At 42.4% G+C, this 9,031-nt stretch carries 4 protein-coding genes; 2 read left to right on the plus strand and 2 right to left on the minus strand.

Annotation, left to right across the window (positions count from 1 at the left end; all coding sequences use genetic code 11):
• Positions 1-163 precede the first annotated feature (163 nt).
• Complete coding sequence (locus K1X76_06515) at positions 164-1,288, plus strand: hypothetical protein (protein ID MBX7148723.1); 1,125 nt, start codon at positions 164-166, stop codon at positions 1,286-1,288.
• A gap of 42 nt (positions 1,289-1,330) precedes the next feature.
• Positions 1,331-4,843 carry a methionine synthase gene (gene metH, locus K1X76_06520; GenBank protein ID MBX7148724.1) on the plus strand — a complete coding sequence of 1,171 codons (3,513 nt, stop codon included), beginning with the start codon at positions 1,331-1,333 and terminating at the stop codon, positions 4,841-4,843.
• 50 nt (positions 4,844-4,893) lie between these two features.
• Here the strand turns inward: metH and K1X76_06525 are convergent, their stop codons facing one another.
• Complete coding sequence (locus tag K1X76_06525) at positions 4,894-5,349, minus strand: hypothetical protein (protein ID MBX7148725.1); 456 nt, start codon at positions 5,347-5,349, stop codon at positions 4,894-4,896.
• Positions 5,350-5,634: 285 nt separating this feature from the next.
• The gene (locus K1X76_06530; protein MBX7148726.1) at positions 5,635-8,769 is read right to left on the minus strand and encodes a hypothetical protein; all 3,135 of its coding nucleotides are present in this window, start codon (positions 8,767-8,769) and stop codon (positions 5,635-5,637) included.
• Positions 8,770-9,031 lie beyond the last annotated feature (262 nt).

Genomic DNA, 9,031 nt, shown 5'->3' on the forward strand with positions numbered 1-9,031 from the left:
CGTACAGCCACTTGAGCCACCAAACCATACACAACTCCTAAAATAATACCCCACTGATTCAGCTTATCAGCCTGTAAAAAACGCTCCCATTTTTTTTTAAAAAATCCCATAAAACCTCCAAAAAAATATTGCTTCTAAAAACTCTTAAAACTAACCTGCCGGCATGCTTAAAAAAATTCTAGTTACTTTAGGAATACTCATTAGCCTCATAATTGCCACCACAATCCTTTTTAAGGGATACATAGTTTACCTCTCATTCACAACAAAAGATATTCTTCTATCTGTCAGCGATCAACAATGGATTGATCAACTCAAAAACGAGGCAAGCCAACAACCTGATGGTGTGAATATTTATGATTTTATCAACTCACTTGAATTTAGCGATTTAGACAACGAAACCATCGAAATTATTTTAGATAGTATTGAGAATAAACTAGCCACAAATAGTGACACTCAAAATAATAACAACGACTATGATTCTGTAGACATCAACTCAATAACAGCCCAAGAAAAGCTAATACTGCAAAACTTTTTAAAAACTCATCAATTAATTTTAAATGAATGGGAAAGCTTGGCAAAAAACAGCACCCTTTTTTACGCACCACAAAAAAACGATTTATGTGAAACTATAAAAGAGAATGTGGCTGCACCTGTTCATAAAGCCATTGATTTAAAGAATCTTTTGTTGCTCAAAATAACGGATGCTTACCTTAAGCAAAACCTTAATGAGGCTATCTTATATGTAGATCTCCTTACGAAATTGGGACTAGCCTTACAAACAAAACCATTTTCACTTATAAGTTATTTAATCGCTCAGGAATCTTTGCAAGATTCCTACAAACTGAACATACTATTTAAAAGACAAACATTTGCCATAGCTCCAAATACAACAGAAAGCGCTAATCAACTTCGGCAAGCCATAAGTATGGATTTTTTATTTGCTTACTGCGAAATCAGCACTCTCCTGTCAAAAAAGAAAACGCAATATAAAGAAGTCACTCAATTCGCTCATCTTTTTTTGCCCAAACAAACAACAAATATAATCCTAGAGTATTACAAACCTTTAATCGACAATGATTTTGCTGGCAGCATGTGTCTAGCCAAAGATATTGTATATCCAAAATTTAACCCCCCGGCCAAAATGAACCTAAAAAAACCTTGGGTTTATTTGACAACGAACTTTGTAGGCCGGCAGCTTGCTTCTATGCTTATCCAATCTAAAAATCATGATAACGCTTACAAAGAATACTGTTCAACAGCCTGGCTTGAGCACACGCTTAAACCCTAATAACTCCTTGTATAGCCTGCCATTTTTTATTAGATACTCGCCATGTCAAATAACACCAAACTTCTTACAGAACTCTCCCAAGAACGCATCCTTGTTTTAGACGGCGCCATGGGCACCATGCTTCAACAGTGCAACCTTACCGCCGATGATTTTGGAGGCGCAGCCCTTGAAGGATGTAACGAAAATTTAGTACTGACCCGTCCGGATGTTATTTTAGATATACACCGCAAATACTATGAAGCGGGGTCTGATATTGTAGAAACCAATACTTTTGGCGGCACACCACTGGTATTAGCCGAGTACGGGCTTGCCGATAAAGCTTATCTCATTAACAAGACAGCAGTTGAGATTGCCAAAAAGGCAGCTAAAGAATTTTCAACACCCAACAAACCCCGCTTTGTGGCAGCCTCCATTGGCCCTACTACAAAAGCGATCTCGGTCACAGGCGGAGTCACCTTTCAGGAACTCATTGATAATTTTAGAATTCAAACAATTGCTTTAATTGAAGGCGGCGCCGATATACTCTTTTTAGAAACCTGCCAAGACACGCGCAATATTAAAGCTGGTATCATCGGGGTGAATGAAGCTATTAAACAAACCGGCATCAAATTACCGATTGTGGTTTCGGGCACCATCGAACCTATGGGCACCATGCTGGCTGGCCAAGCAGCGGATGCTTTGGTTGTTTCACTCACCCATGCCGATTTATTTGCGATTGGTTTAAACTGCGCTACAGGTCCGGAGTTTATGACGGACCATATCCGCACCATTCACGAGCTAAGCCCCACACGCGTATCGTGTTATCCCAATGCGGGTTTACCCAATGAAGACGGTAATTATTTAGAAACTCCCGAATCTTTAGCACGCCAGCTTGAACGCTTTGTGGATAACGGCTGGCTGAATATGATTGGCGGCTGCTGCGGCACAACAAATAAACATATCGCCGCCATCAGCCAAATGGTGATTGGTAAAAAACCCCGTGCCAAAATTAACGGGCAAAAAGGCCGCAGCTTTTATGCGGGTACCGAAGCGGTAGAAGCCACCAATGATAATCGCCCCCTCCTCGTCGGCGAGCGCACCAACGTGATTGGATCGCGCCTGTTTAAAGACATGGTGAATGCCGAAAAGTGGGAAGAGTCTACCGATATTGCCCGCCGCCAGGTTAAAAATGGGGCGCATGTGATTGATGTATGTTTGCAATCGACGGATCGCGATGAGTTGCCCGATATCGATCCTTTCTACGGACTCCTCATCAATAAAATCAAAGCGCCGATCATGATCGACACCACCGACCGCAAAGCGGTGGAAAAATCACTGACGTATTGCCAGGGTAAATCACTCATTAACTCGATTAATCTGGAAGACGGCGAAGAAAAATTTGAGCACATTGTGCCACTCATTCATAAATACGGTGCGGCTGTAGTCGTCGGTACGATTGATGAAGATCCCGTTCAAGCCCAGGCCTTTACACGCGAACGCAAACTGGCCATTGCCGAACGTTCACATCAATTACTGACCGAAAAATATAAGCTGAACGAAGAAGATCTTATTTTTGATCCACTCGTATTCCCCTGCGCTACCGGCGATGAAAACTATATTGGCGGTGCGGTAGAAACTATTGAAGGCATCCGTCTTATTAAACAAAAATTTCCCAACTGTAAAACCACGCTTGGTATTTCTAACATCTCATTTGGCTTACCTCCTGCGGCACGCGAAGTGGTGAATTCTGTATTTCTGTATCATTGCACACAAGCAGGCCTCGATTTAGCTATTGTGAATACCGAAAAACTGGAACGCTTTGCTAAAATACCGGATGAAGAAAAGAAATTAGCGGAAGATCTTTTATTCAACGGCCCCAAAAGCGAAGACTGGCGCAAGCAAAGCAAAGAAGAAAAAGCCGCCAACAATCAAAAATACATAGCCCTCATCACTGAACATTTCCGAAATGCTGTTAAAAAGGAAGACAAGAAACCAAAATCTAATCTCTCGCTCGATGAACGTTTGGCTAATTATATTATTGAAGGCACCAAAGACGGACTTGTGCCTGATTTAGATTTAAAATTAAAAGAAGCCAAGCCGCTCGACATCATCAACGGCCCGCTCATGGCCGGTATGAGTGAAGTAGGACGTTTATTTAATGCCAATGAATTAATTGTAGCCGAAGTATTGCAATCGGCCGAAGCCATGAAAGCTGCCGTTTCCCATTTGGAAAGCTTTATGGAAAAAGCCGATGTAGTGGCTAAAGGGAAAATTTTGCTTGCCACGGTAAAAGGCGATGTGCATGACATCGGCAAAAATTTAGTCGAGATCATTCTTAAAAATAACGGTTACGACGTGATTAATCTGGGCATTAAAGTGCCGCCCGAAGAACTGATTAAAGCCTACAAAGAACACAAGCCCGATATCATCGGCTTATCTGGCCTCCTCGTAAAATCGGCACAACAAATGACCATCACCGCCGGCGATTTAAAAGAAGCCGGCATTACCGTACCCATCATGGTGGGAGGTGCCGCATTATCCGATAAATTTACACGCGGAAAAATTGCGCCTAGCTATACCAAACTGACGCTCTATGCCAAAGACGCGATGACGGGTTTAGATTTAGCGAATAAAATCATGAACCCGGAGGCGCGGAAAAATCTGGAAGCTAACTTCCTTAATATGCCCGAAGGAACGGATACAGCTAAAAAGGAAGAAAAACTTCCAGAGACAACCATTCGCTCTACCCGCGTGCGCAGCGATATTACGATCCCTGCGATGCCCTATGCCGATCGCAAGGTACGTGATGTTCCTCAGCTTGATCTTATCTGGAGTTACATCAACCCCCAGATGCTCTATGTGCGTCATATGGGTTTTAAAGGAAATTTTGAAAATAAACTGGCCGAGCGCGACCCAAAAGCGATTGAGCTGAATGAAACGATTGAAGCGATTAAAGACGAAGCACGCAAATTCATGAAAGTAAAAGCCGTGTGGCAGTTTTTTGAGGCCGAAGCCGAAGGCAATACGCTTCACTTGTTTAAACCGGGGGCCATATCACCTGTTCATAGTTTTAAATTCAACCGTCAGCGTAAAGAGGACGGCTTGTGTTTATCTGATTATGTAATCCCTAAAAAAGACGGCAAGCGCGATCAAGTAGCTCTCTTCGTCGTCGGCGCCGGCACGGGTGTGCGCGAAATTTCGGAAGAATATAAAAACAAGGGCGAGTATTTAAAATCGCACGCGCTACAAGCACTGGGAATAGAAACCGCCGAAGGTGCCGCCGAATGGTTGCATCAACGCTTACGTGAAGACTGGGGTTTTCCAGATGCCCCGGATACAACCATGAAAGATAGATTTGTCACCAAATACCACGGCAAGCGCTACAGCTTTGGCTATCCCGCCTGCCCTAATCTGGATGACCAGGCCGGCATTTGGAAATTACTTAAGCCCGAAGAAATCGGCGTACAGCTTACCGAAGGTATGATGATGGAACCCGAAGCCTCCGTCTCCGCCCTCGTCTTTCATCATCCCGATTGTATTTATTTTGGTGTTGGGGATCGCGAAGAAATGGAATAAAAAAAGCCCCTTAGTTTTCACCAAGGGGCTTTTAACAATTCAGTCTTTAGTTATTCATGAATTGCTTGTAATTCCTGCTGCATGGCTTTAAGTACTGGGCCATATTTTTTAAGAATCTTTTTTTCTTCAGGAGTCATATCTTCTTCATCTGGATTATATGGTTCATAAAGATCGATTGCGATATCGATGGCACCACCAAAAAGCTTCACGCTTCTTTTTCCATCACTATCATTCTTACAGGTCGAAACAACAACTCCAGTTGAACAGGTACGGGTTGTTTTAAAAGGGCCATCACCAGCCATACCTGCACCACCACTAGTATCCTGTCCGTGAGGATCCTGCTCTGTGGTTGTATCCCCGCTACCCGAACCAGTACTACCGGCATTTGTATCGCCAGTATTACTAGAATCAGCGTTTGCATTATCCTCCGCTAAAATGGGGCTAGAAACACCTATTGTTAAACCTAAAACCGTTAAAGCTATCATAAACATTTTATTTGTTTTCATATCTTATCTCCTTTTTTTTCACCTCAACACTTTACTCATCGTTTGATGTGTAAATTAGGATTTATAAAACGAGGAAATTCACAAAAATCTGATAACAACTTGTTCTCTTACTTTTGGTCGTCGGCCAAAGTAAAAAACCCCTTAGTTTTCACTAAGGGGTTCTTTATTTTCTGCATGTCGCAATTTTTTACAAACAACAAGTAACACTCGCAACACCGTAGCCATGTGCCCTGTTGTATAAGGCGCCGGTAAAAGCCTCATCATGAAGCTAGTGACGACTTAGTATTAAATCATCTGCGATAGCCTTTTTCTTTTTACATAATACAGACCCAAGTAAGCCAACAGAAGCACTGCCCCTGCACACGATTGAAAATTAGCCTGTTGGTTCATGCTACAGCCACCACCGCTTGATTTGCCACCGGCAACGGGGGTATTTCCAGTATCAGCAGGATCATCAACAGGGGTTTCGCTGGCAGGAGTCTCTGAAGCGGGAGTTTCTACGGTGGGCGTAGAACAATCCAAACCTTCATTAATTAGACCATCACCATTGTTGTCAAAATCATCACACTCTTCAATATCAACACAATCGGCAATACCGTCACCATCACTATCATCAAAACCTTCGTCTAAAAGGCCATCGCCATTGTTATCAATACCATCACAGGTTTCGGCATCTCGGCAATCGGCAATACCATCAGCATCGGTATCAGCAAAGCCTTCATCCACCTGACCATCGCCATCATCATCCAAACCATTGCACACTTCTACGGGAGTAACGGGAATTTCGGCACAATCGGCAATACCATTACCATTGACATCGAAACCTTCATCTACAATGCCATTTCCATCATTATCAATACCATCACAGGTTTCGGTATCCTGGCAATTGGCAATGCCATCTAAATCGCTATCGGCAAAACCATCATCAACAATGCCATTTCCATCATTATCAATACCATCACAGGTTTCCACGTCACGGCAATTGGCAATACCATCACCGTCGTTATCGCCAAAATCTTCATCTATCTGGCCATCACCATCATCATCAATGCCATTGCAAAGCTCTTGAGGAATTTCCAAACAATCCAAAATTCCATTACCGTTTGCATCAAAGCCCTCATCTACATTCCCATCACCATTGTTATCCAAACCGTCACATATTTCTACATCAACACAATCGGCAATTTGGTCACCGTCGGCATCGGGAAAACCTTCATCAATCTGTCCGCTATTGTTGTTATCAAAACCATCACATTCCTCGGTATCCACACAATCGGCAATACCATCGTGATCAACATCTCCAAAACCCTCATCTGTTTGACCATTGCCATTATTATCAATACCATCACATGTTTCTCTATCCATGCAATTGGCAATACCATCACCATCGGCATCGGCAAAACCTTCGTCTACAGAACCATCACCATCATTATCCAATCCATCGCAGGTTTCAACATCAGCGCAATCTTTAATACCGTCGCCATCAATATCAGAAAAACCTTCGTCTACTTCACCATTCCCGTCATTGTCTACACCATCACAACGTTCTACATCCAAACAGTCTTTAATGCCGTTACCATCCGAATCGGGGAAATTTTCATCAACTTCGCCATTGCAATTATTGTCATGTCCATCACACGATTCGTCTGCCACCGAGGTATACGCAAAGGAGTCGGCATCGTTGCAATCGCCTTCACGTACCGTATAGCCAGCACGAGGCGAACAGAGCAATACGGGCGTTCCCGTTCCATAACTATCACCGTCGACATCGCGATAATAAGCTGCCAAAGAAGAACAATTGAGTTCATAAGCTCCGGCATCACAATAAGTACCAACAGGCCTTGCTGTATCAAGAGAATCGGTGGGAACACTAACAACTGACAAGGTTGTAAAATCAGGAAGAGACTCACAATGTTTGGCTGTGCTCTCGGCAAAATCAACGGCCGGGCTATCGTTTGTTAAAGGCAAGGCCACTGCAAAACCATTTTCAAGAAGAGCAGGACCAAAACCCGCACTCTCAACAGTGGCATCGGCATTGGGAGTACTGTTAATTAAGTTACAAGTACTTCCCCATACGTTGTAGCCAGCACTATAAGCATTTGTAGATTGTATTAAACAATCGCTGGCAACCGTTTGAGCCTGAATTTCCCCATCCACTGTTTGTAATATAAAGGATGTATTTCCCGAAATAATGGACGCTTTAATACCCACTTCTTTATTGCCAACAATTTGAATACCCCCTCCTGGCACAAAATTACCCTGATACGAGGCCGTATTATTAGCCACTGTTGAATAGCTAATGCGCAGATCTACGTTATTGGCATAGATACCAGCACCTTGCCCAGGGACTACCGCTGGTACCGTCTGAGAGCGACCAAAATTGTTGATGATATTGGAATTGATAATAGAAGCATGAATATTATGATCATCCGATACGGCATCTTTAAGATAAATACCCGCTCCCAAAACAGCATTATTATCTGAAAAAACCGAATTCTGGATACTAATATTAATATTGAGAGGAGTGGGACAAAATGACAACGGGCATGCAGTTTCCTCAATAACAGCAAGACCGGCACCATATGATTTAGCCTCATTGTTAATAAATTTGGTTTTAGTAAATGCCCCGTGACTCAAATTTAAAAATACAGCACCACCACTATGCGCTCGAGGCACCGGTGAACCGGCATGATTGTTGCTAAAAACAGTATCTATGGCAACAAGTGCACCTCGTGAAACATATATGCTCCCGCCGTTACCACCAGAGGTGTTACCGTCAAAAGTACTGCTCACTATTGTCACAGTACCCTGGTCGGACAAAATAACACCTCCCGTACTCAGTCTGTTTGTATTATTGATAAATTCCGAATTACTAATGGTTAATAAACTATCAGCACCGCTTAGTTGAACGGGACCATAATAATCAGAAGCATTGTTGATCATGCTCACAGTATCCAATTCAAGACGACCAACACCCTGAAAAGAAATAATAGCAGACTCCCATGAGTGAATATGTGTAAAATTTTTAAATTCTATATTTTTGAACTGAACATATTTGCTAGCACCCGACAAAAATGCTTGGGTATAAACCGTGAAAGGTTGATCTGTTGCGCTTGTACCATCAATAACTGTTTTTGCATTTCCCGAGCCTACAATGCGTACCGGGGCCACAATACGATAATTGGTATTGGCCAGTATTTGAATAGGGCCTACAGTATCGGCAATTTGAATTGTGTCTAAATCGGGGGTATCGTTAGCCAGTTTTAAGGCTTCGGTAAAAGAACAATCAACACCAGCGGTACAATCGCTAGCATAGTCGGCCTCAAATTCATCATTAGATAGATCTACGGTAATAGTGATGGCATGAACTTTTGCCGAAACCAACATGATAACAATAAACGATAATAAAATTTTTCTCATATAACATTCCTTTATAAAATCGACATGAAACAAAAAAGCCAATAGAGTTATTATCGACTAAAGAAGCAAAAAAGGTACGCCAAAAATGAGATTTTTAAGAGAAACCGATAACAGCTTGTTATCAGTTTTTGAGTTGGGTGGATTCAACGAATAGAAGCACCAGAAAGGTGTGAAGCTATTTTAGATGTGTAAACTTCTAGAGGGGTTTGATAATCTAGAAGTTTTTTTGGCCTATTATTTAAGGCCATTTCGATAGTTTGTA

This window comes from bacterium (genome assembly GCA_019695305.1).
In the GTDB taxonomy this organism is placed as follows: Bacteria; UBA10199; UBA10199; order UBA10199; family JAIBAG01; genus JAIBAG01.